Here is a 25124-nt window from a genome sequence, read left to right as displayed (position 1 = left end):
CCGGCCTTCACCGCCGTCATCCTGAGTTCGACCGGGCCACGGCCGCAGGCGGCAACTGTTCGCGATCATCGGAATGGACAACCGCAAGGTGCCGTTGTGGGTGCATCCTGCCGTCTCCTGCAGGTGTGGCGAGGTGCTGGATCGCTGGTTCGGGATCGTGAATGACCACGATCCCGGCGACAGCGTCGGTAACCCACGTTGGCGGGGTCCGGCCAGCGAGCAGGTCTTGGACATAGGCCGGAGGTCGGTGACGTAGCCCGCCGAGGACGTGCGCCAGGTAGGGCACGCCGAAGTGGCCGCGATCACTCGGTAGGTGAGTGAACACTGCGTCTTCAACGCCGTCGTCTGCGTCTTCCGACAGCGCCGCTGAGAACTGTCCCATGCGGATGGAGTGCACGGCTTCCAGCATGGTCTTGGCGACCCGCCGGGCGCCGAGCTGCGGACGGCGCATGAACTCGGCGATGTCCGGGTGAACAGCCGCTAGGGGAGGCAACGGTGGCTGTGAGCGGCCGGGGTCAGCGACGTCCTCAAGTGGCAACGACCAGTGAAACGCCTCGACCGCGACGTTGTCACGCACCCGCGGCATCAGGTAGTGCGGGATGATGCTGGGCACGATCGACACCCCGGCCCGCTCCCGGTCGCGGCAGTTGGCGCCATCGTGATGCGTCAGTCCGCAGGCGAGGCCCGCACGGTATGCGGGCGTACCGCAGTACAGGACGTGAGCAGCCGGGACGCTGAACGTCATGGATGAGACGAGGAGCTTGTCGATCTGCGCGGGCTCGGTCTTCCTGCGGCGGTAGCCGAAGTCGACGTGCCAGCCGGTACCGCGGCGCTTCAGGATCTTGGCCTGGGTCAGCAGTCCGAAGCTGGTCCCGGTCGTGTCGATCCACCACCACAACCAGTCGGCGCCCACGGCGCTCTCTTGCCGCTTGGTGAACTTCCAGTACCGGACATCGGGAAATGCTTCCGTCAGCAGGATGTCCGTCGCGGTTTCCTCTGCCCACATGTCCTCGGCCTGGAGCACCTTCGACATGTGCTGGTCGACGGCGAGACGCCCGCGCTGGAACGCCTGGTACGGATCAGGCCGCCCATCGCCGCTGATCATCCTGCTCTCCAACCAATCACCCGGAGCGGGGCAGGCGCCTGGCCCCGCTCGTGCTCACCGAACGATCCTTCCACGGCCGGGGCAACCGGCCACGCTGGCGAGCACCGCCGCTCACGTCACGCCGCCAAGGCCGTCGGCACACCCCTCGCCGCATCCCCAGCGCCCGCGTCGACCGGACCCCCTGCGACCTCGGCTTGGTACTCCTCGCGGACAGCCTTGACAAGCCGCCGCGCCCGAGTCGCGCCAATCCCAAGCCGTACACGAAGCGTGTCCGCGGAGATCGGCTTCTGGTGAGCAGCACGGTGCGCCGCGTCTTCTCGCCGTGCCTGCGCCAAGAGCGCTTCCGGTGTCCGCCCAACGACTGGTCGCTCGCCACCTTGCTGCGGGACGTCCTCGTCGAGTTCGGGCCCCGTCTCCGGCGCACCGTCATCCGAGTCCACAGGGACAGCCGGCTCAGGCCGATCGCCTTCGCGTGCGGCTGGCACATGACTCGTTGCGCCGATCGCCTGCAATAGGCCAGGGCCGACCTCCGACCAGCCGATCAGGAGGAGTGGCCCTACCGCGTCGAAGGCCGCCTTACCAAACTCGCCTGCGACCAGAGGCTCTGCCACGTTCAACGCGAGCGTGACCACGCTTGCGAAGATCAGCAGCCGACGAGCAGGCCGCAGCACCTCCGGGGATGCACCGGCGAGCGCCAGGTGCCGTGTGCCGAGCAGCAGCCCGAGGATCGAAAGATCAACAGCGGGAGCCACCAGTGGCGCGACCCAGGCGGGCACGCCGAGCCGGAGCGCAAGGTTGAGGACGTTGCCGAAGCCGAAGAGAAAAGTGAGGCCAACGACGATGCCCATGATCACGGTGACGGCTTGAACCACAGCAGCCCTCTCCGAGCCTGATCGCGTCGACACAACTGCACGCCTGGTCATCGAGCACCACCTGCTTCGACGCGCGGACGCCCGTGGGTGTCTCGGGTGGGGATGCCGCGTTCACGCAGCTTATTCAGCACGGTGGTGTGGTTGACGCCGAAGTGGTCGCCGACTCGCGCCAGGGACCAGCCGAGCTTGTAGAGGTGGATGGCGTCGTCGACCTGCTCAGGCGAGAGGCCGCGGCGGCGCATCGGCACGCCGTGCCGGTGGAGGATGTTGCTGACCGTCCGCCGCTCGATGCCGAACCGGTCACCGAGTTCGTACACCGTCGCGCCGGACCGGTAGTCAGTGATCAACTGCTCGACTTGATCGGCACGGAGTTGCCGGGCCCGGCGAGGTCGGTCGCGCTTGATCACGGTCGGCTCGGGGGTATCGAGGCTGGGAAGCTTCTCGCGGAGCTCTTCCAGCGCCCTGACCTGGTCTTTTATGTTCGAGTAAGGTCCCCTAACCTCCACCATCTGATTCTCAACGACTCGCCACCTCGTCAGGTGGCGAGTCCTGTTTCTGGCCGATGCTGCCAAGCACGTCCTCCGGCGGGTGGCGAGGCTCCCGGAGCGGGCGGAGCACGCTCGGTTTGACAGGCTGCCGATACTTCGGTGAGTCTGTTGTGCGCGGACGGGGTAGCCGTGTTCGGATCGGTAGGGGGGGCGATGCAGATTTCGCGGTACATGGCCGTGCTGGATGCCAGCGGTAGTAGCAGAAGTGGGGTGGGCTGGTGACGAATCCCGGGTTCTTCAATCACTACGATGATCCGGACGAGTCTGATAACAAGTGGCCACCCGGCGTAAAGGGCGCATATGGCAACGGGCTCGATGGAATAGAGAACGCGATCGGCGACGCGACGGCCGACGACGGAGACAAGTCCGACTGGGAGTTGGGTCCGGCGCCGGTGGTGGTCGCGCAATGAGGATGATTCTCACGGCTGTAGGAGTGTCCGGAGTAATTGCTCTTGCGACCGGGTGCTCCGACATCCAGTCCACACCCTCAACGCCAACCGTTTCGACGATTGCCACGCCCGTGCCCTCCATGTCGCAGGCGCAACTGTGCGACACGGTTGCCGACTTCTTCCGTTACGGGTTGGGCGCGATGGACGTGCGGACGACAAGTTCGGTGCGAGGTCCGGATGCCGACGTCTCGTCGGGGGGAGTTTGCACGGTGCTGTTAGGGGGTGAGCCCGCCGTCTGGCAGTCGCGGCGCGCGCCCAGCGAACCGGATCCCACCGAAGGCATCGAGGACTACGTGGGGACAACCAAGTTCGGTCATCCAGTGTGGATGCGCCTGAAGCCGGTATCGGTGACGAGATTCGCGGACTTCGCGACGCGGGTGGGGGAGTGGAACGGACAGATAAGGGTTCCGCAGTCCGGAGTGCGGACCGTCGGCGGCACTTTGGTCCTCGATGATGAAACCGTTCGGAAGATCGTGGAGTTCCTCGTCGACTTGACGCAAAGGATGTCGTTGCTTCCCGGATGACGGGGGCTCTGATCGCAAACCGTGGAGCACAGAGATTCCCCGGTAAAGGGACGCTGCCAGTCGGTATGGTGGAATGCGGAACACGCAAAAATTGGCGTTGGGGTCATTGATCGAAGCGTTCGAGGAAATTGCGAGGAGTCTGGAAGAGGTCGCGAAGGCTGAACTGGTGATCTATGTAGAATTGGCCAACGTGACGGAGGCGGCGAGGACATTCATTGTAGGCACTATAGGATCAATGGCGGACAGTGCAGCTACGATGATGATCGAAAGCAACAGGATCGAGCAGAACGAGGGGTACCAGCGGGGTCTTCCGGACAACCGGTGGCCACCCGGCGTCAAGGGTGCCTATGGCAATGGGCTCGATGGAATCAAGAACGCGATCGGCGATGGGACGACCCAGGACGGCGACAAATCCGATTGGGTGTTGGGGCCGGCGCCGGTGGTGGTCGCACAGTGAGGAAACGCCTCATGATCGTCGGAGCGGCCGGACTGATCGCTCTCGCGACGGGATGCTCGGACATCCGGTCCGCACCCCCGGCGTTCACGATTTCGACTACGCCCATACCCGCGATGACACAGGGGCAACTGTGCGACAGGGTGCTCGGCTTCTTCCGTGGCGAATTGGGTGCGGTCGACGTGTCCGCGAGCTCATTGAGGGGGCCGGAGGCCGACGTCTCCGCCGGCGGAGTGTGCACCGTCCTGTTGGGCGAGGGCCAGTCTGCGGCATGGGAAGCACGCCGAGCGCCGAACGATCCCGATCCCACCGAAGGCTTCGAGAACTTTGTTGGTACCACGAAATTCGGTCACCCGGTGTGGATTCGCATGAATCCCGCAGACCCCGTACTGGACGCGCGCTTCGCCACACGGGTCGGCGATTGGAATGGACAGATCAGAGTCCCACAGTCAGGGGTGGTGACCGTCAACGGCAGCTTGATCCTCGATGACGCAACAGTCCGGAAAGTCGTGGAGTTCCTCACCGAGTTGACGCAAGAGCTGTCGACGCTACCCGAATGACGGTGGTGCCGCCCGGTCCGATCATCCCCTAACCTCGTTTTCCGCCCGGTCCCGGGCGGGGTGTGTCGGTTTCGGATTGGTGTTTTCCATCGTGCCTGGGTTGGTGGGTGTGGCTGGGTGGCCCGTGTGAGTAGGTTGGCTGCCGGGTTCCACGCCCGGTTGGTGGTCCTTTCGGTGGTTGTAGGTGAGGTTCCCCCGGCTCATTGAGCGGGTTGACTACCTCGTGGCCTGATCGTCACCCCACCCTCCCGCAAGATCTTCAGCACCGTCCCCTTGGCCAACTGGTGATCGACCATCAACTGGTTCGACGACGCCCCCGCCTCGTACCCGGCGACGACCGCAGTCGCCTGATCAACACGCCATTCTTGCGTCGTCCAGAACTTTCGTTCGAGGTCGGCCGCGGCTGGCGCTGCCCGCCAGGATCAATCCGTTTGCCCAGGTCAGTGAAGGCGTCACGAAGGTCTACCCGGCTCGAGTAAGTTCCCCCGCAAGGTCCACCATCTGGTTCTCACGACTCGCCACCTCGTCAGGTGGCGAGTCCTGTTTCTGGCCGATGCTGCCACACACGTCCTCCGGCGGGTGGCGAGGCTCCCGGAGCGGGCGGAGCATGCTCGGTTTGACAGGCTGCCGATACTTCGGTGAGTCTGTTGTGTGGGGACGCGGTAGCCGTATTCGGATCGGTAGGGGGGCGATGCAGATTTCGCGGTACATGGCCGTGCTGGATGCCAGCGGTAGTAGCAGAATTGGGGTGGGCTGGTGACGAATCCCGGGTTCTTCAATCGCTACGATGATTCGGACGAATTCTGGGACGACGAGCCGATCGTCAGGAAGCACCCAGCTGTCTCATCCAAGCCTTCCTCGATGCCCCCGCCGCGTTCCTATGCCCCTCGGGAGCCGGCGCCGCCCTGGGAGCCGACACATCATGTCGCACCTGTGGATCAGCGGGGGACTCCCAGGTGGCGGACGGGGCGGCGACAATGATGATCGAGAGCAATCGGATCGAGCAGAATGAGGGCTATCAAAGTGGCCTTCCTGGTAATAGGTGGCCTGCTGGCGTGAAGGGCTCCTACGGTCCAGGGCTCGAAGGGATCAAGAACGCTATCGGCGATGCGACTGGCCACGACGGTGACAAGTCGGATTGGGAGTTGGGGCCTGCGCCGGTGGTGGTCGCGCAGTGAGGAAGTGGTTCCTGACGGTCGGTGTGGCCGGCGTGCTCGTCTTCGGAACGGGCTGCTCCGTAACCCCGTCAACACCCTCGGCGCCCGGGGTGACCGCCACTTCCGCGGGTGCTCCTTCGATGACACAGGTGCAACTCTGCGAGACTCTCGTCAGCTTCTTTCGCGATGAATTGCGCGTCGTTGATGTGTCGTGGAGTTCGTCGAGGGGGCCGGAGGCCGACGTCTCGTCGGGGGGAGTGTGCGTTGTGCTGCTGGGCGAGGACAAGACTGCGGGTTGGCAGGCACGCAGGGTGCCGAACGACCCGGACCCAACCGAAGGTGCCGAGGGTTTCGTGGAGACCACCGAATTCGGTCATTTGGTCTGGATCCAGAGGTACCCGGACGACCCTGTGATGTCCGCGCGCTTCGCGACGCGGGTCGGGGATTGGAACGCCCAGATAAGGGTTCCACAGGCCGGGGTGCGGACCACAGACGGCATCTTGGTCCTCGATGGCGAGCGCACCCGCAAGATCGCGGAGTTTCTTGTCGACCTGACACGGAAGCTGTCGACGCTACCCGAATGACCGTGCTGCCGCCCGGTCCGATCTTCCCCCTAACCTCCCCCCGAGCGCCCGAGTTCTCGCCGATCGCGCGCGATCGCCCGGGTGTGCTGCATACTCTGTGCGGGGCAGCGCCGCTGCCCTGTACAACGGCGTCGTACTCCGGCGCCACGGAAACAATCCGGGGGTACATCTCGTGATCGACCTGACCAGGCAAGGCCGTGCCTTGCACCGTATTCGACCGCGCCGTCCGCGGCTGGCCGGGGCTGCTCCGGCGCTGCTGGCGGCGACCCTGATCACCGCGCTGGTGGCGGGGTGCTCGTCCTCGGACGACGGCGCCGACACCGCGTCCGCGCCGGCCACCGGGCCGCTGCCCGATGCCGCGCAGATCGTGCAGGAATCCGCGCGTACGACGCAGACGCTGCAGTCGGTCCACCTGGATCTGGATGTGAACAACATCCCGAACCTGCCGGTGGAGACCGTGTCGGCGGACGTGACCAACCAGCCGCAGGGTGCAGGCCAGGCCATGGGGGAGGCCAAGGTCAGGACCGCGCCGGACGCGCCGTTCGTCGACACGAAGTTCATCGTGGTCGACAAGACCCTCTACACCGCGGTCAACAGCACCAACTACGCGCCGGTCGGCCCGGCCGAGAAGGTCTACGACCCGGGCGTGATCCTGGACAAGGACAAGGGCCTGGCGAACGTGATCGCCCAGGTGCAGAACCCGAAGGCCGAAGGCCGGGAGACCATCGAGGGCACCAACGTCGTCAAGGTCACCGGCACCATCGACGCCTCGGTGATCGACCCGATCGTCCCGCGCGTCGGGGAGAACGCGGGCACACTGCCGATCACGCTGTGGATCGCCGACGTACCGCCGCCGTCGACCTCGGCCTCGGTGCTGCCGTCGCAGGCGGCCTCGCCGGGTGACGGCCCGAACCTGGTGCGCGCACTGGTCACCAAGGATCAGGGCACCGTCGAGGTGACCCTGTCGAAGTGGGCGGAGCCGGTCAACGTCGTCAAGCCGCAGGGCTGACGGCGACCGCAGGCACCGCGTCGACCGGTCCGGGAGCGCGAGGGGGGACACGCCCTTCGCGCTGCCGGACCGGCGTCGTCTGACGCGCATCTTCGCGCGGAGAACACATCACCCCAACGCAATTCGCGTGCGTCGGCGCCCCGCCGCCGCGGCCGGTCCCGGCCGCGCCCGGTGGCCCCTGCCCGCCGCGGACCCGCGGACGGCCGGCCCGGCCCGCCGCTTAAGAGATTGTTCAGTGAAGTCCAAGGCGCCACCGGAACCATTCGGATTCGACGACAGCGCCGGTAACCCTGATCGGCACTCGACAGACGCCGTTCAGACTCGGAGGAATGAGATGACGACAAGTGACCGCCCGGAGGTCGAGGAGCGGGACTTCCGTCGGCCCCCTGGACCTCCCGGCAGACCGCCTGTCTCGAACGTGTGGGTGTACAACGGCAGAGCCTACGACCTGAGCGACTGGATCGCCAAGCATCCCGGCGGCGAGTTCTTCATCGGCCGCACCAAGAATCGTGACATCACCTCGATCATCGGCTCCTACCACAAGGATCCCGAGCGCATCGAGCGCATGCTCGAACGGTATTCGCTGAACCGCGAGGCACTGCCCGAGGACATCCATCCCAAGAACAACGCGCCCGACTTCCTGTTCAAGGAGGGTTTCGACAGCTGGCGCGACACCCCGAAGTACCGCTTCGACAACAAGGACGACCTGCTGCACAAGGTCAAGGCACGGTTGAAGGATCCCGAGGTGGCCGCCCGCATGAAGCGGATGGACCGGATCTTCGACGCCGTGGTCGTGGTGCTCGCGATCGCCTACTTCGCGGTGCAGGGCGTGCGGTTGGCCGAACCGGCGTGGCTGCCGCTGCCGGTGTTCGTGCTGGCGATGGTGCTGCTGCGCAGCTCGCTCGCCGGATTCGGGCACTACGCGATCCATCGCGCCCAGAAGGGCATGAACAAGATCTACACGAACGCCTTCGACATCAACTATGTCGCACTGGCTTTCGTGACCGCCGACGGGCACGCGCTGCTGCATCACCCGCACACCCAGAGTGAAGTCGACATCAAGAAGAATGTCTTCACGATGATGATGCAGGTGCCGCGGCTGTACCGGATCCCGGTGCACACGCTGCACAAGTTCGGGCACACCGTCACCGGCATGACCATCCGGCTGCTCGATGTCGTCCGGCTCACCCGCAAGGTGGGGGTGAAGGAGATGTACGGCAGCATGCGCGGCGCGCTGCCGCACTTCATCGGCTCGTTCGGTATGCGTGCGCTGCTGCTGGGCGAACTGATCGTGTTCACCCTCGCGGGCGACTTCTGGGCCTGGGCACTGCAATTCGTGATCACCCTGTGGATCAGCACCTTCCTGGTGGTGGCCAGCCACGACTTCGAGGTGGAGACCGACGAGCTGCCGAAATCCGACACCGAGGACTGGGCGATCAACCAGATCGAGCAGGCCTACGACCTCACCGTGATCGGCAACCGCTACGTCGACTGCTTCCTGGCCGCGGGCCTGAGCTCGCACCGGGTGCATCACGTATTGCCGTATCAGCGCAGCGGATTCGCCAACATCGCCACCGAGGACATCCTCCGCGAGGAGGCGGCGAAGTTCGGCGTCGAATGGCTGCCCGCCAAGAGCTTTTTCACCGATCGCTTCCCGAAGCAGATAAGCACCTACCTGTTGGCTCCCTCCCGGGAGGCCGAGGAGAAGAACTGGGGCTTCGTACGCGAGCACTTCTCACCGACGGCGCTGAAGACCTGCGCGACCTACACGGTCCAGGGCTTCACCGGGATCGGCACCGTCTGAACCGATTCCATCACCGCTCACCGACGCACCGTCCGGAGGCAGCGCCGCCGACCGCCATTCCTCGAAGGGAAACAACCACCATGTCCATCACCGTCGACGAGGGCGGCGCCCGTCCCGCCACCGAGCCCCGTCAGCGCATCCATCCCGACCTCGGCCACGCACACACCCCGATGCCGCCGGCGCCGCCGGTCACCATCGGCGTGGTCGAGGGCATCGCGACCGGCTCACCCGCGCAGATCGTGGACCAGGCCGAGGCGGCCGAACGGGTCGCCGCCCTGTTCACCGATCCGGCCCAGCGCGCCCGCATCGCCCGGGTCTACGAGAAGACCAGGATCGAGACCCGGCGGATGGCGGTCGACCCGACCGCGCCCGAATTCCGGTCCTTCAGCAGGCAGCCCGGCACGCTGCGGGAGCGGATGAACCTCTTCTACCGGCACGCCGCACCGCTGGCGGTGGACGTCGCGGGCCGCGCGCTCGCCGACTCCGGCGCGGCGGCCGCCGACATCGGGCTGCTGGTGTTCGTCACCAGCACCGGTTTCATCGCTCCCGGCGTGGACGTCGCGGTGCTGCGGGAGCTCGGACTCGCGCCGACCGTGGGGCGGGTGGTCGTGAACTTCATGGGGTGCGCGGCCGCCATGAACGGCATTCGCACCGGCGTCGACTATGTGCGCGCGCATCCGGACAAGAAGGCGCTGGTCGTGTGCCTCGAGTTGAGCTCGGTGAACGCCGTCTTCGCCGACGATGTCAACGACGTGATCATCCACAGCCTCTTCGGCGACGGATGCGGCGCGGTGGTGCTCGGCGCGAGTCAGGCCAGGCAGCCGCTGGCGCCGGGCCGGGTCGTGGTGCGCGACAGCTTCAGCCACCTGTTCGACGCCGCCGAGGACGGCATCGTGCTCGGGGTCAACCACAACGGCATCACCTGCGAATTGTCGGAGAACCTGCCGCGGTACATCTACCGCGGGGTCGACCCGGTGGTGCGGGAAGTGCTGGCGCGCAACGGTCTGCGCAAGAGCGACATCGATCTGTGGGCGATCCACCCGGGCGGACCGAAGATCATCGAGGAATCGGTGCGCTCGCTGGGGCTTTCGTCCGAGCAGGCGGCGCCGAGCTGGGACGTGCTGGCCCGGCACGGCAACATGCTCTCGGTCTCGCTGATCTTCGTGCTGGAGCAGATGATCGCGCAGTCCGCGACCGCCGAACCCATCTCGACGGGTGTGGCGTTCTCCTTCGCGCCCGGGGTCACGCTCGAGGGCCTGATCTTCGACATCATTCGTCGCTGAGGCCATCATGCAACTCCTCCGATTTCTCGTATCGATCTCCTGGGCGCGCATCGCCGCGGTCGTCGCCGCTGGCCTGGTGTGCGGTGCGGCGAACACCTATCTGGTCACCCTGATCAACGGGGTGGTCTCGCCCGCGCCGCATCCGCGGGTCACCCTGGCGCAGTTCGCGCTCACCGGGCTGGTGGTGCTGGTCAGCGGCCTGCTGTCGCAGGTGCTGCTGATCCGGTTGGCGCAGGACGCCATCTACCGGCTGCGGGCCGACCTGAGTTCGAGCGTGGTGGCCGCGCCGCTCGAGCATCTGGAACGGCTCGGCACGCACCGCCTGGTGGCCACCCTCACCGAGGACGTGCGGGCGCTCTCCCAGGCGGTGACGGCGATTCCGGCGATCTGCATCGACGTGGCGACCATCATCGGCTGCTTCGTCTACCTCGCGATGGTCTCCGGACCGATCTTCGCGATCACCATCGCGGGCACGCTGCTCGGGGTCGCCTGCGTCGAGCTGTTCCTCGGCCGGGTGCGGCGCATCTACCGTGACGCCAGGGAGAACGAGGACGCGCTGCTGCGTTCGTTCCAGTCGGTCACCCTGGGGATCAAGGAACTCAAGCTGCACCGCGGCAGGCGCCGCGACTTCATGGACCGGCACCTGCTCGGCGCCGCCCGCGACCTGCGCACGCAGAACGTCGACGCCGGCTCGAAGTTCTCGGTGGCCCAGGGGCTCGGCCAGCTGCTGCAACTGGCGACGATGGCGCTGATCCTGTTCGCGGTGGCCGCCGCGATGGACCTGCCGCGCGAGGTGATGATCGGCTACGTCCTGGTGACCACGTTCCTGGCGATGCCGATGCAGAACTTCATGCACCGCATCCCGGACCTGCTGCGCGGCGACGTGGCGCTGGCCAAGATCCGCGCGATGAACCTGTCGCTGGAGACCATGCACGACGAGGAGCAGCTGCCCTACGCGCAGCGTCCCGCCGTCGAGTCGGCGCGGCTCGAGCTCGCCGGGGTGGAGTACAGCTACCGGCAGGACGCGCCGCCGCAGTTCCCGCCGGGCCCGCCCGGACCGCATCCCGGCGGCAGGCCGCCGCTGCCGCCGCCCGGCGCCGGCGGGCTGCCGCCGCAGGGTCCGCCCGACGTGAACGGTCATCGCACGGTCAGCCACGCGGGCGCCGACGGCAGACCGGTGCCGCTCGGACCGCCGCCGCCCGGCGCCGAGGACGAGGCCGGCTTCCGGCTCGGCCCGGTGGATCTGGTGTTCGAGCCGGGGCAGATCACCTTCGTGGTCGGCGGCAACGGCAGCGGCAAATCCACGCTGGCCAAGCTGATCACCGGACTGTATGTGCCGCGCGCGGGCACGGTGCGGCTCAACGGCGAGCCGATCGATCACCAGAACATCGAGTGGTTCCGGCAGAACACCTCGGCGGTGTTCACCGACTTCCACCTCTTCGAGGAGTACCTCGGGTTCGACGGCCCTGGTGTCGACGACGAGGTGCGGCGGTACCTGCGCGAGTTGCGGCTCGACGACAAGGTGACGGTGCGGGACGGGAAGCTCTCGACCGTGGCGCTGTCGCAGGGTCAGCGCAAGCGGCTCGCGCTGCTGACGGCACTGCTGGAGGACCGGCCGATCTACGTGTTCGACGAGTGGGCGGCCGATCAGGAACCGAAGTTCCGCGAGGTGTTCTACCGGGAGATCCTCGACGGGCTCAAGCGGCGCGGGAAGACGGTCATCGTCATCACCCACGACGACCGGTACTTCGACCGCGCCGACCGGCTGGTGAAGCTGGATTTCGGCCGGGTGGTGGATCCGGTCACCGTGCCCGGCTGACACCCGCCGCGTCGCGATGCCGGTGACTCCGCCGACGGGCGGGGTCACCGGGCTCGGTCATCTCCGCCGGTTCCCGGCCGTCATCTCGGCCACCCGGGTCGCCAGGGTCGCGCCCGCCGCCCGCAGCGGCTCGGTGCTGCGCAACGCCCGGCACAGGATGAACGCGCCTTCCAGCGCGGCCAGGATCGCCAGGATCAGTTCCCGGGCGTGCGCCTCCGGCAGCCCGCGGCGCTGGAAGTACGCGGCCCCCTCGGCGACCCAGGAGCCGATCACCTCGGCCGTCACCGCACGCAGGCCGGGCTCGCTGTCGGCGATCTCGCCGGCCACGGTGCCGACCGGGCACATGTTGATCCAGCCGGTCTGCTCGATCTGGTCGGCCGCGGCGGCGAACGCGGCCGGGACGGCGTCGCGCAGGTCGGCGTGCTCGTCCATCAGCAGTGGGATCAGCTGCAGGTAGGCCGCGCCGGACTCGCGCAGGGCGGCGGCGGCCAGCTGGGGCTTGCCCTCGGGGAAGTGGTGGTAGAGCGAGCCCATCGGCGCGGCGGCGGCGACGGTGATCTGTTTGACGCTGGTGCCGTGGTACCCCCGCACCCGCAGCTGCTCGGTCATCGCGGTGACCAGGCGTTCCCGCGTGCTGCTCGACATCTTCCCGGTTGACATCTGCTCGGCCACGGTTCCAGACTAGAGCAAATACTCTAGAGCGATCGCTCGAATGGAGGCTCGGGATGCCGACCGTCGAACTCGCCGCGGGCAGGCTGCACTATGTGGAGCGGGGGGACGGGCCGCCCGTCGTCCTGCTGCACGGCCTGCTCATGAACCACACCGTGTGGGACGAGGTGCTCGACCTGCTGCCCACCGGATTCCGCTACGTCCTGCCCGACCTGCCGCTCGGCGCGCATCCCGAACCGCTGCGCCCCGGCGCCGACCTGAGCCTGCACGGACTCAACCGCCTGGTCGCGGACTTCCTGGTCGCCCTCGACCTGCGCGACGTGACCCTGGTGCACAGCGATTGGGGCGGTGCGCTGTTCCTCACCGCGTACGGCCTCGACGAACGGGTCGGTGGCCTCATCGCACTGCCCTGCGAAGCCTTCGGCAACTTTCCGCCCGGATTGCCGGGCCGGATGGCCGTGATCGCCACGCGCGTGCCCGGCGGCGTGCCATTGGCGTTGCGGCAGTTGCGGACTCCGTGGTTGCGGCGCTCACCGCTGTTGTTCGGGTGGATGGCGCGCGGCGGGGTGTCCGACGAACTGGTGCGCGGGTGGACCGAGCCGGGGCTGCGCGATCCGGGCATCCGGCGCGACCTGCTCGCCTACGCGCGGAGCGGGTTCCACCAGCGTGAGCTGATCGCGAACACCGAAGCGCTCCGGCGCTTTTCCGGGCCCGCGTTGATCCTGTGGTCGTCCGCGGGGAAAGTGATGCCGCGCGAGCACGGCCGCGGGCTGGCCGAGTTGATCCCCGACGCGCGGCTGGTCGAGATCGATGACGCGTATGTCCTGTCGATGCTCGACCAGCCGCGTGCGGTGGCCGCGGCGATGGGCTCGTTCCTGCTCGCCCACCGGGCCGTCTCCGACCGCTGACCGCCCGGGCGGCGGTCCTACTGCGCGGCGGGAGCGGACTCCACCGGGACCAGCGAGCCCTCGATCGCGCCGACGCCCGCGCCGATCAGCGCACCCACCGCGACCGCGGGTGCGGCGACGAACGCGTAGCCGAGCACTGCGCCGATCACCGGCATCACGACCAGGCCGGCGGGCAGGAACGGAATGCCCGCGATGAACCCGGCCGCGGCGCCGACCATCGCGCCGGCGCTGGAGATGGGCGAGGCCACCGTGTTGGCGACGACCGCGCCGATCGCCGCGTCACCGATCACCCGTTCGGCGATCACGTCCGAGCGGGCCGGATCCATGCCGGTGCTGTCGAGCATGGTCGACAGCCCGTTCTCCACGTCCGCCGAGCCCTGGTTGATCTGGGCGGCGGTCTCCGCCGGGACGAAGTCCGGGCGCGGGATCGAGACACTGCCGATCGTGATGTCGTTCGCGACCGGCGGCGCGGCGGGCGCGGGCGGCACCGGCTCGTCGATCGCGGTCGCCGCGGGCACGACCGCCGGAGCGACCGGGTCGGCGACCGGTGCGGCGGCGGCCTGCGGTCCGGCCACCGGCGCGCCGAAACCGGCCGCGGCGAACGGGATCGCGCGCAGTGGCGCGCCGCCGTCGACCGGGCCGACGGGCAACTGCGCGATCGGCGCGGTGAACGGCTGGTCGTCGGCCAGTGCCGGCGTGGTCCCGACCACCGCCACACACATCGCCCCGCCGAGCAGGACGGTGGCGGGACGCAGGACGAACGAACGGTGTGGAGCGGTGGGCGTGCGATGTTTGCCCATGGGCTACCTCATTCCGAAGGGAGGACGACCTATCGGATCTGATTCGGAGCGAGGCAACCCGTGGATGAGGCGAGCGGGTCAGCTCGCCGGCGGCTCCGGCGGCAGCGGCGCGTTCGCGCCCTCGACCGCACCGACACCCGCCCCGATGACGGCGCCGGTCACGATGGCGGGCACGGTGATCATGGAGTAGACCAGCGTCGCCCCCACCACCGGCCCGACGACCAGACCGGTCGGCAGGAACGGGATGCCGAACAGGAAGCCGATGCCGCCGCCGACGAGCGCGCCCACACCGGCCGCCACCGGCGCGATCGCGACGCCACCGATCGCCGCGCCGATCGCCGCGTCGCCGACCACGTGTGCGGCGATCTGATCCGAGCGCCGCGGCTCGAAGCCGGTGCTGTCGAGCACATCCGACAAGCCGTCTTCCAATCCGGCCGCACCCGCGTTGATCTGGGCGGCCTGTTCGGGCGGGAGAGCGCCGGGACGATCGAGCTCGACCCGGCCGATCCGGACCCGATCGGTCTGCGGCGCCGCGCTGTCGGCGACGGGAACGAGGCCGGGGTCGGTGTCGGCCGGAACGGGGGCCGCCGCCGGGGCAGGCGTGGCTGCCCCGAAGACTTCGGGTGGGGCGACGGCCTCGACCGGCCCGGCCCCGAGCGCGGGCATCGGCAGCGCGGGCATCGGCTCGGCCGCCGGGGCAGGCAGGGCCGCGAGGGGCGCGGGCACGCCGGGCGGGGGTGGTGCGAGGGGCGCGGGTGGTGCGAGGGGCGGGGGCGCCAGCAGGCCGAGTGCCGCGTCGACCAGCTCGGCGAGCCCGCCCGGCGGCGCGCCGGGCACCTGCCCGACAGCGTGGATGACCGGCACCTGGATCGGCGGCGGGGCCGGGTCGGCCAGGGCGGGACCGGTCCCGACGACGGCCGCGCACACGGCTCCGCCCAGCAGGACGGTGGCCGGGCGGAGGATGAACGAGCGATACGGAGCTGCGGGCTTGCTGGATGTGCCCATGGGCTACCTCATTCCAGGAAGGGAGGACCTGTGGAACCGATTCGTAGCGAGAGCGCCGAGCGGATGAACGAGATCGAGCCGAGTTCGATCGTAGTTGGACCGGCGTCGGCGCGACGTGATAAGAGGGTTGTCATGTCACGTTCACCGCTCGTCTGCCCCGGAGACACCGTCGTCGCGCGCCGGGGCGTCCCCGCGCGGCGGGGCGCGGCGGCGGCGTGAGGACGCCGGAGGAGTCGCCGGCGGTTCGCGGGCGCACCGCGTCCGGCACCACGGCGCGCACCAGCACCTATCGCAGCGACCTGGACGGGTTGCGCGGTATCGCCATCGCGCTGGTGGTGATCTTCCACATCTGGATGGGCCGGGTGTCCGGCGGCGTCGACGTGTTCCTGGTGCTCGCCGGCTTCTTCTTCACCGGGTCACTGCTGCGGCGGGCCGAGACGGGGGAGGGGGTCGCGCTGCGGGCGACGGCGGCCCGGCTGGGCAGGCGCCTGCTGCCCGCGCTGGTGGTCGTCCTGGTCACCGTCGCCGTGGTCGGCGTGCTGACCAGGCCCTACACCCAGTGGACGGATCTGGCGTCCCAGACGCTGGCCTCGCTGCTGTACTACCAGAACTGGCACCTGGCGCTGTCCTGGTCGGATTACCTCGCGGCCGATCCGTCGGTGAGCCCGCTGCAGCACCTGTGGTCGATGTCGTTGCAGGGCCAGTTCTATGTGGCGACGTTGCTCGGCATCGCCGCGCTGGTGTGGGTGTGCCGGACGGTGGGCAGGCCCGCGGCGCTGCGCCCCGCGGTCGCGCTGGTGCTGGCCGTGCTGGCGGCGGCCTCGTTCGGGTACGCGGCGCGCGGGGTGGGACTGCACCAGGGCTGGAACTACTACGACAGCTTCGCGCGCGCCTGGGAGCTGCTGGCGGGCGCGCTGATCGCGGTCGCGTTGCCCGCGCTGTCGCTGCCCCGGGTGCTGCGGGTGCTGCTGGCGCTCGCCGGGGCGACACTGGTGCTGGCGTGCGGCTGGATCGTCGACGGCGCCGCGCGCTTCCCCGGCCCCGCCGCGCTGATCCCGGTCGGCGCGACGCTGGCGTTGATCCTGGCCGGGCAGAATCTCGCGACCGGGGCGCTGCCGTTGCCGAACCGGCTGCTGGCCGCCGCGCCGATGGTGCGGCTCGGTGAACTGGCCTACGCGCTGTATCTGTGGCACTGGCCGTTGCTGATCTTCCTGCTCGCCGAGCGCGGCACCCCCACCATCGGCGTGGAGGGCGGTGTGGTGGTGCTGGCCGGCTCGCTGGTGCTGGCCTACCTGACCCACCGCTACGTCGAGCAGCCGCTGCGCGCCCCCGCCCCGGCCCGGCCGCCGCGCGCGCAGACCGGGCGTCACGTGGTGCTGGCGCTCGGCGTGAGCCTGCTCGCGCTCGCCGTCACCGCGCAGGTGGTGGCCGGTCTGCTGCCGCCGCGCCCGGTCTCCGAACTCGATCCGATCCGCTATCCCGGTGCCGAAGCGCTGGTCGGCGGCGCGCACACGCCCCGCGCGGACATGCGGCCCACCGTGTTCGAGGCCCCGGCCGACGCCGCCTACCCCACCCACGACGGCTGCATCGCCGATTGGGACACCCGCGAGGTGATCACCTGCGACTACGGCGACACCGCCGCCGAGCGGACCATCGCGGTGGTGGGCAGTTCCCACGCCGAGCACTGGGTGCCCGCGCTCGACCTGCTCGGACGCGAGCACGGCTTCCGGATCGCGGTCTACCTCAAGATGGGCTGCCCGCTGACCGTCGCCGAGGAGGTGTCGTACAAGGGGCAGGCCATCCCGGACTGCCGGGACTGGTCGGCCGAGGTGATCGACCGGCTCGGCGTGGACCGGCCGGAGTGGGTGTTCACCACCGGCACCCGTCCGCGGGACAAGACCGGCGACGAGACCCCCGCCGACTACCTGGCGGTGTGGACGCGGCTGTCCGAACACGGCCTCAACGTGCTGGCCATGCGTGACACCCCGTGGCTGCGCCGCGACGGGGTGCGCTACCGCGCCATCGACTGCCTGGCCCAGAACGGCGACCGCTACAGCTGCGGCATGCGCCGGGCCGACGCGCTCGACCCGGTCAACCCGGCCGAGGAACCGGCGACGTCGTTTCCGAACGTCTTCCCGCTCGACCTCTCCGACGCCGTCTGCGAGGTCGACATCTGCCCGGTGGTGGAGGGCAACATCCTCATCTACCACGACGAGCACCACCTCACCGCCAGCTATTCGCGGTCGATGGCGCCGGAACTGGGCCGCAGGCTCGGCCCGATCCTCGGCTGGTGGTGACGGACCTCGTGACGCGGTGACGTCGGCCGGATCAGCGCGGTGTCTCCGCGCGCCGGGCCTTGCGCAGCGACAGCCTGCCCGGCTGGCGCTCCTCGATCGCCTCGCCGACCATCGCGCGCACGGCGTCCCGGAGGCCGTGCAGCGGCGGCCTGCTGATCAGGCCCGCGCCGGGGTCCTTGCTCAGTTCCCGCCACAGCGCCCAGCACAGGGCGAGCATCACCAGCACGAACGGTAGCGCCACCAGGATCGTGGCCGCCTGCAGCGAGGCCAGTCCGCCTTCGAGCAGCAGCACGGCCGCGACCGCCGACATCAACGTGCCCCACAGCACCACCAGCCACGACGGCGGATGCAGCGACCCGCGGCTGGTCAGCGAGCCCATCACCAGCGAGGCGGAATCGGCGCTGGTCACGAAGTAGGTCATCACCAGGATCATCGACACCCAGGAGGTGATGGTGCCCAGCGGCAGCGCCTCGAGCATGCCGAACAGCGAGGCTTCCGCGTCGGCGGCGATCGCGCCGAGATCGGCCACCCCGGTGGTGGTCAGCCGGATCGCGGTGCCGCCCATCACGCAGAACCACACCACGGTCACGCCGCTGGGCACCAGCAGCACCCCGACCAGGAACTCCCGGATCGTGCGCCCGCGCGAGATGCGGGCGAGGAAGGTGCCGACGAACGGCGCCCAGGACAGCCACCACGCCCAGTAGAAGACGGTCCAGGCGCCCATCCACTCCGGGTCGGCGTTGGCGCTGGTCCTGGTCGCCAATTGCAGCAGGTTCGCCAGGTAGTTCCCGACCGCGGGCGGGATGGTGTCGAGGATGTAGACGGTGGGCCCGAGCACGAACACGAACAGCATCAGCAGTGCCGCCAGCCCGACGTTGATCGTGGACAGCCACTTGACGCCGCGGTGCAGACCGGAGAACGCCGAGGTCACGAACGCCGCGCCGAGGGCGATGATGATGATCAGCTGGACGGTCACCGTGTCGGGCGTGCCGAGGGTGAGGTTGAGGCCCTTGGCAACCTGCAGCGCGCCGAGCCCGAGGCTGGTGGCGGTGCCGAAGACGGTCGCGAACACCGCGAGCAGGTCGACCGCCTGCCCGATCCAGCCGCGGGCCCGCCGCTCGCCGATGAGCGGCACGAACGCCGAGGACAGCCGGTTGCCGCGGCGTTTGCGGAAGGTCGCGTAGGCCAGGGCCAGCCCGACGATGCCGTAGATCGCCCACGGCGTCAGCGTCCAGTGGAACAGCGAGAACTGCATGGCCACATTGGCCGCGGCCGTGCTCTTGGCAGCGACGTCCATCGACGGCGGCGGGGAGACGAAGTGCTGCAACGGTTCCCCGACGCCGAAGAACATCAGGCCGATGCCCATGCCCGCGCTGAACATCATCGCGATCCAGGCCAGATTGCCGAACTCGGGTTCCTCGTCGTCCGCGCCGAGCCGGATGCGGCCGAACTTCACCGCGATCACCACACACAGCACCAGGAACAGGTCGGCGGCGATGACGAACAGCCATTCGAAGTTGTCCAGCACCCACTGCAGCGCGGTGTCGGAGGCCCGGCCGAAGCCGGTCTGGTCGACCGCCGCCCAGATCAGGACGGCGGCCACGGCGGCGACGCCGATGCCGATCAGGCGCGCGTCGGGTCTCGGTGTAGACGTGCTCTCGGTATCCATCACCCTCCACTATGGTCGGTAACGATGAGTTCGCCGAATGGACTCGCCGCGTCGAGTCGCGCGGAGATCGCCCGGTCAGCGGCCGATAGCGGGATCGCCACGCGGATGCGAGCTGCCTCGGGTACGCGCGTGTTCACCGGCGGCGCTAGGCTCACCCGGGAAGCAGCACCGGACGCGCCGGGCCGGCGGGGGCGGGGTGGGACCGGGTCCCGTCGTCGGCGGAGCGCGGCGGTGCATCGACGCGCCGAGGGGGGACGCACATGTGGTTCGTGGTCGACACCGCCGAGCCGGACAAGGGGATCCGGCACGTGCCCGAGGACGGGCCGGCGCGCACGCGCTCGCTGACCCGGGCGATCCGGCCGAATTCACTCGCCGCGGTGGCCGTTTCAGTGGTCGGGCGGGCGATCGAAGCGGCCCGCCCCATCGGCCGCGAGGTTCCGGTGCGCGGTGAGGACCACCGCGTGCTCGCCATTCCGGTGCCGGGCCCGGACGGGGCGCCGCTCGCGGTGCAGCTGTGGGCCGCGGCTGCCCGGGTGACGCCGCCGGAGCCGCCCGCGGTGGACGTCTTCGTCTGGGACGGGCCGCAGTGGACGGTGCGCAGCAGCGGTGCGGGCGGGCCGGTGCTGCCACCCGGGCATCCACTGCTGCACGGCGCCTGGTTCCTGTCCAGGATCATCGAATGCGAGGGCCGCGACCGGCTGATGAGCGCGGCGCTCGACCCGCGGCCGGGGGTGTTCTGGCAGGGGTCGATGCAGGTCCGCACGCCCGACGACCGGACGACGCGCGTGTTCGGGTTCTTCCGTCCGCACGGCACGAGCGCACTGCGGGCGGTGCTGTTGCAGATCGAATCGGCGCGCGCGCCCGGCCTGGTGCCGCCGACCTATCATCACGACGCGGCCGCCGCCCTGCTCGACGGGGCGACCGCGCTGATCGACCTGCAGAGCCTGCAGATCATCGAATGGCTCACCCCGCCGCCGGCCGGTATCGCCTGGCGTCACCACCCGGCCTCGCGTGAGCTCGATCCGGCGCCGGACGGACGGGAATTCTCCCTGGCGACCACGCATCTGGTGCACCCGGACGATCTGGCCCGGTATCTGGAGGCGCTGCGTGACCTGAGCGAGCACCGGCGCGACGAGGTGCGGATCCGGGTCCGGCTGCTGACGGTGCGCCGCGGCTGGCAGCTCGTCGAGTTGTACTGCGTGCGGCTGCCGAAAGGGTTGCCGCGCTTCGCCACCTGCCTGATCCGGATCGCTCGATGATGACTCCGGTGTTGCCCGCCGGGTTCCCGCATCGATAGCCGAGCGTTCGCCAGCGCGGGCGGGAGGGACGGGAGGCCGCGCGCGGACAAGGGGACACCGCAGCGGACGAGCCGATCGCCGGGCCGCGCCGCGCGGGCCGCATTTCAGGACATTCGTCCAGTTCAGCGCGGCCGTGGCCGGGGACAAGGGTGCGGACATGTGCCCGGACGCATCATGATCGAGTTGGTAGCATGGCGGTTCCAGCCGACCGGATGCGGGTGCGCTCGCGGATGCACCTCGAGAGAGTTTTTCCATGCAGTTTGAAATCGTCGAGCGGGACGAAACATGGGTCGCCGGTTTGCCCGTCCGCAGTCCGAAACGCGCGCTCGGGGAACTGCGTGACCACGACCTCGAGGCGGCCTGGGCGGCGGTGCTGCACCAGGAGCTCGGCGGGCCGCTGGCCAGCGCCTACACCGACTACACCGGTGAGCTCGGCACCTACAACACCCAGATCGTCGGCTATCAGTGCCGGTCGTTCGACGAGGTCACGCGGGGTCATCTGGTGGCGCGCCTGCCGCGCGGCAGCTACGCGCGGTTCTCCTCGGTGGGGAACTTCCCGCAGGTGATGACCGACCTGTGGACGCAGATCGCCTACGCCGAGGAACACAAGCAGATCAAGCGCACCTACACCGGAGATTTCGAGTGCTATCCGCACGCCTACAAGATCGAGCTGTACCTGGCGGTCGATCCACGATGACCTACACGATCGCGGTCCGCGGCGAGGCGATCTACGGCGGGCTGGTGGTACCGCGGGTGCGGCCGAGCTTCAAGGTCAGCAACAGCGATCTGATCGAGTTCCTCAAGGACCGGCTGCGTGACCGGGACGCGGGCGAGGAGCTGATGTACACCGTGTACGTGCCCGATCCCGCGGGCAACTACAACGCGATGGTGTGCTTCGAGTACGCCGAGCCCGGCCTGGTCCCGGTGGGTGATCTGCTCGTGCGGGTACCCAAGGGGGTGTACGCGCGGTTCGCGCCCAACGGCGACTATCACGATCCGGTGGAGGATGTGTGGGCCCAGGTCGACGACGCCACCGCGTCCGCCGAGATCACCCGGGCCTACCGGGAGGAGATCGAGGTGTGGCGGGGCCGCGACCAGGTGGAACTCTACATCTCCATCCTCGTCTGATTAGCTCAGCGTTAACTGTCCATGAACCGACTGGTCTTCAGGTTCTGTCATGTCCAGCCGATTTCATCGGCTTGACCTGCAGATTTGTCGGGTCGTGCGAAGAGTTTCCGCCGAAGTAACCAGATTCCTGGTGAATTCCTGTGAGATGACGGATACTGCCGTTGGCAACTCTCCCGATGTCGGCGACGGGGGAGAGTGGGTACGGCCGAGCCCGGGTCGGGCACGGTCAGCGGTGACAACGGAGTAGGAACACCATGACTGTCGAGACGGTCGCAGTCGGCGCCGGGGGCGCACGTGAGACCGAGGTGTTGCGGTTTCGCGACATGCAATCCGGTTACGTCTTCCATGTGACTACTCCGGATGCCCATCCGGATCTGTGGCGGCGCTACCTCGGCGGAGCATTGCAGGTGTATCGGCAGTACGGCGTGGAATCGGCACTCGAATACGACCGGGTGACCGACGGGCGATCCACGTCGCTGTTCTTCGCCGCGGTCGATCCCGAGGGCGCGATCGTCGCGGGACTGCGCGCGCAGGGCCCCTACCGCAGCGCCGCCGAGGCGCACGGCCTCGGCGCCTGGACCGGCAGGCCGGGAGAAGCCGCGCTGCGCACCATGATCGGCGACCGCATCGGTGAGGGCGTGGTCGAGGCCAAGGCCGTCTGGGTGTCCCGCGAGGCCGCGCACCGGCCGCATCTGGGTGCGGCGGTGGCCCGCTGCGTCGTGCACTCCGCCTGGTTGCTCGGCGCGCGGTGGGGTTTCGCGACCACGGCCGAACACAGCATCGCGCTGTATCGCTCCAGCGGCGGCCGCGTCGCCGGCGAGATCGCCCCGGTGCCGTACCCGGACGAGCGCTACCGCACCGTCCCGCTCTGGTGGGACACCACCTCCTACCGCCTGCACGCGACCCGGTCGCAGAGCGCGCTCACCATGATCGAGCGCGCCGCGCTGCGCGCGTGGGGCGTGCCGCGGCCGGTGCTCGCGACGAAGGGCGGGGCGGCGCGATGACCGACGAGGCCGACCAAGGCGCCGAGCACCGGCCACTGATCCTCGACGAGCACGCCGCCGACGACGCCGCCGCGCTGGCCCGGCTGCGCACCACCCGGTCGATCCGCATCCTCGACCTGCGCGACCCGCTGCGGGCGGAGCTGGCGAAGGTGTGCGATCCACCGGAGGGGCCCGAATCGGACCGCTGGGTCTACTACCCCTGGCGGCGGGTGCTGGTCGGCCTGCCCGGCCCGCGCACCTTCCGCGCGGTCCGGCTCGACCGCAACCGCAACAAGCTCACCCGCGCCGAACAGGCCGCCCTCGGCCGGATGAAGGTCGGCATCGTCGGCCAGAGCGTCGGACATGCCATCGCGCACACGCTCGCACTGGAGGGCTCCTGCGGGCTGCTGCGGCTGGCCGATTTCGACGACATCGAACTGTCCAACCTCAACCGGGTGCCGGGCACCCTGTTCGACATCGGCGTGAACAAGGCGGTGGTCACCGCGCGCCGCATCGCCGAACTCGACCCCTACCTGCCCGTCGAGGTCATGACCTGCGGTGTCGAGGACGGCAGCGTCGACGAATTCCTGCACGGGCTCACCCTGGTGCTCGAGGAGTGCGATTCCCTCGACGTGAAATTCGCCGTGCGCGAGGGCGCGCGCCGACACCGGCTGCCGCTGCTCATGGACACCAGCGACCGCGGCCTGTTCGACGTCGAACGCTACGACCTGGAACCCGATCGCCCGCCCTTCCACGGACTGCTCGGCGCCACCACCGCCGCCGACCTGCGCGGCCTGACCACGAAAGAGAAGGCGCCGCACGTCATGCGGATCCTCGACCCCGGCGAGCTGTCCGCCCGGATGGCGGCCAGCCTCGCCGAGATCGACGAGACCGTGACCACCTGGCCGCAGCTCGGCGGTGACGTGCAACTCGGCGCGGCGATCGCGGCCACCGCGGTGCGCCGGATCGGGCTCGGCCTCAAACTGTCCTCCGGCCGCACCCGGGTCGACCTCGAGCGCGCGCTCGACGGGCTCGCCGAACCCGCCCCGGTCGAGGATCTGGTGTGGGACGACGGACCCGAACCCGGCCTGCTCCCGCCCGGCCCGCCGCGCGCCAAGGTGGCGGGCACCGCGCAGCGCGCGCCCTCGGGCGGCAACGTGCAGCCGTGGACGCTGCACCTGACCGACGAAGAGCTGCGCATCGCGCTGGATCCGGGACGCTCCTCGGCCATGGACATCGGCTACCGCGGCAGCGCGGTCGCGATCGGCGCCGCCCTGCACAACGCCAGGGCGGCCGCCGCCGCGCACGGCCTGCTCGGCGAGCACCGCCTGATCGAGGACGAGAGCGCCCCGCTCACGGCGGTCCTGCGCTTCGGCGCGGGCAGCGACCAGCTGTTGGCGCGGGACTATCCCGCCGCGCTCACCAGGGCGACCAACCGCAGGCTCGGCACCGGCGCGCCCATCCGTGACGGCGTGCTCGCCGCCCTGGCGGCCGCCGCGCGCGCGGCGGGCGGGCGGCTGCACACCCTGACCGACCGCGCGGCGCTGGCCGAGGCCGCCGAACTGCTCGGCGGCTCCGATCGGGCCCGCTTCCTCACCCCGCGCCTGCACCAGGAGATGTTCGAGGAACTGCGCGGCCCCGGCGAGGATCTGCGCGACGGCATCGACCTGCGCAGCATGGAACTGGCACCCGACGAGCACGCCAAACTCCGCATCGCGGCCCGGTCCGATGTGATGGACCGGCTGCGCGAATGGTCCGGCGGCCGCGCGCTCGGCGAACTGACCAGGGACCGGGTGCTGTCGAGTTCGGCGCTGGTCGCGGTCACCCTGCCCTGCGAGGGCGGCCGCGACGCGGCCTCGCTGAGCGACTACGCCCGGGCAGGCGCGGCCCTGGAACGGGTGTGGCTGGAGGCCGGACGACGAGGGCTGGCCGTACAACCGGTGTCGCCGGTGTTCCTCTACGCACACCGCGCCGAGGAGCTGACCGCGATTTCAGAGGATTTCGCGGATACACTAACGTCACTTCAGGGCCGTTTCCTGGACCTGCTGGGAGTGCCAGGGCATGAGATCATGGCGTTGGTGCTTCGTCTGAGCTACGCGGCAGCAGCCACGGTCCGCAGCAGGCGGTTACCAGCGCCGGGTGCGGGCCAGGGCAGCTAGCACGATCGGAGACAAGGTGCCTCGGCGAACGCTCGACTCA

General features: G+C 69.3%; 24 protein-coding genes and 1 pseudogene. 17 read left to right on the top strand and 8 right to left on the bottom strand.

The window, feature by feature from the left end:
* Positions 1-16 precede the first annotated feature (16 nt).
* The 3 genes from CRM89_RS18105 to CRM89_RS18095 all read right to left on the bottom strand — a co-directional run bounded on the left by CRM89_RS18105 (position 17) and on the right by CRM89_RS18095 (position 2486).
* Complete coding sequence (locus CRM89_RS18105) at positions 17-1105, bottom strand: hypothetical protein (RefSeq protein WP_098085221.1); 1089 nt, start codon at positions 1103-1105, stop codon at positions 17-19.
* 116 nt (positions 1106-1221) lie between these two features.
* Positions 1222-1977: a hypothetical protein gene (locus CRM89_RS31050; protein ID WP_216641979.1), complete on the bottom strand. Its 756-nt coding sequence runs from the start codon at positions 1975-1977 to the stop codon at positions 1222-1224.
* A gap of 47 nt (positions 1978-2024) precedes the next feature.
* A complete protein-coding gene (locus CRM89_RS18095; protein ID WP_216641978.1) occupies positions 2025-2486 on the bottom strand; it encodes a hypothetical protein in 462 nt (153 codons plus the stop codon).
* Positions 2487-2743: 257 nt separating this feature from the next.
* Between CRM89_RS18095 and CRM89_RS30485 the strand changes: the two genes are divergently transcribed.
* The 4 genes from CRM89_RS30485 to CRM89_RS18080 all read left to right on the top strand — a co-directional run bounded on the left by CRM89_RS30485 (position 2744) and on the right by CRM89_RS18080 (position 4512).
* Positions 2744-2935, top strand: a complete 192-nt coding sequence (locus CRM89_RS30485; RefSeq protein WP_127516249.1) for a hypothetical protein — start codon at positions 2744-2746, stop codon at positions 2933-2935.
* A gap of 119 nt (positions 2936-3054) precedes the next feature.
* Complete coding sequence (locus tag CRM89_RS18090) at positions 3055-3498, top strand: hypothetical protein (RefSeq protein WP_041560418.1); 444 nt, start codon at positions 3055-3057, stop codon at positions 3496-3498.
* Between the two features lie 106 nt (positions 3499-3604).
* Positions 3605-3955, top strand: coding sequence for a hypothetical protein (locus tag CRM89_RS18085; protein ID WP_127516247.1), 351 nt, complete (start codon positions 3605-3607; stop codon positions 3953-3955).
* An 11-nt stretch (positions 3956-3966) separates the two neighbouring features.
* Positions 3967-4512: a hypothetical protein gene (locus CRM89_RS18080; RefSeq protein ID WP_228822023.1), complete on the top strand. Its 546-nt coding sequence runs from the start codon at positions 3967-3969 to the stop codon at positions 4510-4512.
* A gap of 200 nt (positions 4513-4712) precedes the next feature.
* On the opposite strand, the pseudogene CRM89_RS32290 reads toward CRM89_RS18080, so the two are convergent.
* Positions 4713-4877 (bottom strand): annotated as a pseudogene (locus CRM89_RS32290) (helix-turn-helix domain-containing protein); the annotation flags it as partial.
* A gap of 612 nt (positions 4878-5489) precedes the next feature.
* On the opposite strand from CRM89_RS32290, the gene CRM89_RS30480 reads away from it, so the two are divergent.
* The 6 genes from CRM89_RS30480 (at position 5490) to CRM89_RS18055 (ending at position 12168) form a co-directional block, all read left to right on the top strand.
* Complete coding sequence (locus tag CRM89_RS30480; protein ID WP_127516245.1) at positions 5490-5690, top strand: hypothetical protein; 201 nt, start codon at positions 5490-5492, stop codon at positions 5688-5690.
* 119 nt (positions 5691-5809) lie between these two features.
* Entirely contained in the window at positions 5810-6253 is a 444-nt protein-coding gene (locus CRM89_RS18075; RefSeq protein ID WP_228822022.1) for a hypothetical protein, read from the top strand.
* 172 nt (positions 6254-6425) lie between these two features.
* Positions 6426-7262, top strand: a complete 837-nt coding sequence (locus tag CRM89_RS18070; protein ID WP_280195684.1) for an LppX_LprAFG lipoprotein — start codon at positions 6426-6428, stop codon at positions 7260-7262.
* A gap of 334 nt (positions 7263-7596) precedes the next feature.
* Entirely contained in the window at positions 7597-9066 is a 1470-nt protein-coding gene (locus tag CRM89_RS18065) for a fatty acid desaturase (RefSeq protein WP_060594389.1), read from the top strand.
* Between the two features lie 170 nt (positions 9067-9236).
* Positions 9237-10349 (top strand): type III polyketide synthase, encoded by a 1113-nt coding sequence (locus tag CRM89_RS18060; protein ID WP_172964631.1) that lies wholly within the window; start codon positions 9237-9239, stop codon positions 10347-10349.
* 7 nt (positions 10350-10356) lie between these two features.
* Positions 10357-12168: an ATP-binding cassette domain-containing protein gene (locus CRM89_RS18055; protein WP_098085202.1), complete on the top strand. Its 1812-nt coding sequence runs from the start codon at positions 10357-10359 to the stop codon at positions 12166-12168.
* Positions 12169-12225: 57 nt separating this feature from the next.
* On the opposite strand, the gene CRM89_RS18050 is transcribed toward CRM89_RS18055, so the two are convergent.
* Positions 12226-12813 carry a TetR/AcrR family transcriptional regulator gene (locus CRM89_RS18050; protein WP_041561380.1) on the bottom strand — a complete coding sequence of 196 codons (588 nt, stop codon included), beginning with the start codon at positions 12811-12813 and terminating at the stop codon, positions 12226-12228.
* 80 nt (positions 12814-12893) lie between these two features.
* Between CRM89_RS18050 and CRM89_RS18045 the strand changes: the two genes are divergently transcribed.
* Positions 12894-13745, top strand: a complete 852-nt coding sequence (locus CRM89_RS18045; protein ID WP_098085199.1) for an alpha/beta fold hydrolase — start codon at positions 12894-12896, stop codon at positions 13743-13745.
* A gap of 17 nt (positions 13746-13762) precedes the next feature.
* Here CRM89_RS18045 and CRM89_RS18040 read toward each other — a convergent pair whose 3' ends face one another.
* Positions 13763-14545: a hypothetical protein gene (locus CRM89_RS18040; RefSeq protein ID WP_011211460.1), complete on the bottom strand. Its 783-nt coding sequence runs from the start codon at positions 14543-14545 to the stop codon at positions 13763-13765.
* A gap of 78 nt (positions 14546-14623) precedes the next feature.
* Positions 14624-15550, bottom strand: coding sequence for a hypothetical protein (locus CRM89_RS18035; RefSeq protein WP_098085197.1), 927 nt, complete (start codon positions 15548-15550; stop codon positions 14624-14626).
* 215 nt (positions 15551-15765) lie between these two features.
* On the opposite strand from CRM89_RS18035, the gene CRM89_RS18030 reads away from it, so the two are divergent.
* Positions 15766-17847, top strand: a complete 2082-nt coding sequence (locus CRM89_RS18030; protein WP_098085194.1) for an acyltransferase family protein — start codon at positions 15766-15768, stop codon at positions 17845-17847.
* 31 nt (positions 17848-17878) lie between these two features.
* Here CRM89_RS18030 and CRM89_RS18025 read toward each other — a convergent pair whose 3' ends face one another.
* The gene (locus CRM89_RS18025) at positions 17879-19516 is read right to left on the bottom strand and encodes a BCCT family transporter (protein ID WP_060594396.1); all 1638 of its coding nucleotides are present in this window, start codon (positions 19514-19516) and stop codon (positions 17879-17881) included.
* A 260-nt stretch (positions 19517-19776) separates the two neighbouring features.
* On the opposite strand from CRM89_RS18025, the gene CRM89_RS18020 reads away from it, so the two are divergent.
* The 5 genes from CRM89_RS18020 (at position 19777) to CRM89_RS18000 (ending at position 25084) form a co-directional block, all read left to right on the top strand.
* Complete coding sequence (locus CRM89_RS18020; protein ID WP_098085191.1) at positions 19777-20775, top strand: GAF domain-containing protein; 999 nt, start codon at positions 19777-19779, stop codon at positions 20773-20775.
* 292 nt (positions 20776-21067) lie between these two features.
* Positions 21068-21511 carry a GyrI-like domain-containing protein gene (locus CRM89_RS18015; protein ID WP_011211455.1) on the top strand — a complete coding sequence of 148 codons (444 nt, stop codon included), beginning with the start codon at positions 21068-21070 and terminating at the stop codon, positions 21509-21511.
* On the top strand, positions 21508-21942 hold the full coding sequence (locus CRM89_RS18010) for an effector binding domain-containing protein (protein WP_011211454.1): 435 nt from the start codon (positions 21508-21510) through the stop codon (positions 21940-21942). Before CRM89_RS18015 ends, CRM89_RS18010 begins: the two co-directional genes overlap by 4 nt.
* A gap of 254 nt (positions 21943-22196) precedes the next feature.
* Positions 22197-22946 (top strand): hypothetical protein, encoded by a 750-nt coding sequence (locus CRM89_RS18005; protein ID WP_195027681.1) that lies wholly within the window; start codon positions 22197-22199, stop codon positions 22944-22946.
* Positions 22943-25084, top strand: a complete 2142-nt coding sequence (locus CRM89_RS18000; protein ID WP_098087034.1) for an Rv1355c family protein — start codon at positions 22943-22945, stop codon at positions 25082-25084. The genes CRM89_RS18005 and CRM89_RS18000 overlap by 4 nt, the downstream gene beginning before the upstream one ends.
* Positions 25085-25124 lie beyond the last annotated feature (40 nt).

The organism is Nocardia sp. FDAARGOS_372 (assembly GCF_002554515.1).
Taxonomy (GTDB): Bacteria; Actinomycetota; Actinomycetes; order Mycobacteriales; family Mycobacteriaceae; genus Nocardia; species Nocardia farcinica.
The sequence above is the reverse complement of the archived record's forward strand: the minus strand, read 5'-3'. Positions and strand labels throughout refer to the sequence as shown.